General features: G+C 74.5%; 1 protein-coding gene. It reads left to right on the top strand.

Features of this window, described 5'->3' with window-relative positions; all coding sequences use genetic code 11:
- Positions 1 to 112 precede the first annotated feature (112 nt).
- On the top strand, positions 113 to 799 hold the full coding sequence (locus tag ACFW9D_RS34050; protein WP_384628541.1) for an NDP-sugar synthase: 687 nt from the start codon (positions 113 to 115) through the stop codon (positions 797 to 799).
- The last annotated feature ends 57 nt before the right edge of the window (positions 800 to 856 follow it).

Raw genomic sequence — 856 nt, 5'->3', positions numbered from 1 at the left:
GTCGCTGGGGGCGGTGTCGTGTGGGTCGCTGGTCGGATCTCCCCCGCGCCCCCCCCCCCCCGCCCACGGCCCGCACGCGTTCCCGCACCACCGCCCGACGCAGGCCGTCGTCCTGGCGGGCGGCCAGGGCTCGCGCCTGCGCCCCTACACCGACGACCGGCCCAAGCCGATGGTGGAGATCCCGGGCACGGGCATGCCGATCATCGGGCACCAGCTGTCCTGGCTGGCCGCCGAGGGCGTCACGGACGCCGTGGTCTCCTGCGGCCATCTCGCCGAGGTCCTCCAGGACTGGCTGCGCGAGGCCGAACTGCCGCTGCGGGTCACGACGGCAGTCGAGAAGGAGCCCCTGGGACGCGGCGGCGGCCTCAAGTACGCCGCGGGCCACCTGCCGCACCCGGACCGCCCCTGGTACGCGACGAACGGCGACATCTGGACACGCTTCTCCCTGCGCGAGATGGCCGACTTCCACGCCGAGCGCGAGGCGACGGCGACGCTGGCGCTGGCCCGGCCGCGCATCCCGTGGGGCGCGGTGGAGACCGACGCGTTCGGTCACATCACGGACTTCGTGGAGGCGCCGCCGTCGCCGTATCTGATCAACGCGGGCGTGTACGTGTTCTCGGCCGAGTTCGCGTCGCTGCTGCCGGACCTCGGCGACCACGAGCGGACCACGTTCCCGCGGCTGGCCCGCGCCAAGCGCCTCGCCGGGTTCCCGATCCCGCAGGGCGCGTACTGGCGGGCCATCGACACGGCCAAGGACCTCACGGAGGCCGCCAAGGAGCTTGCCTCACAGGCCCGTTGAGCCGCCCCGCACAGCGCTCCCGTACGACGGCGGGGCCCCGCACACACGGTGTGCGGG

This window comes from Streptomyces sp. NPDC059524, from assembly GCF_042749255.1.
Taxonomy (GTDB): Bacteria; Actinomycetota; Actinomycetes; order Streptomycetales; family Streptomycetaceae; genus Streptomyces; species Streptomyces xanthii.
This window is presented reverse-complemented; position numbering and strand designations above follow the sequence as displayed.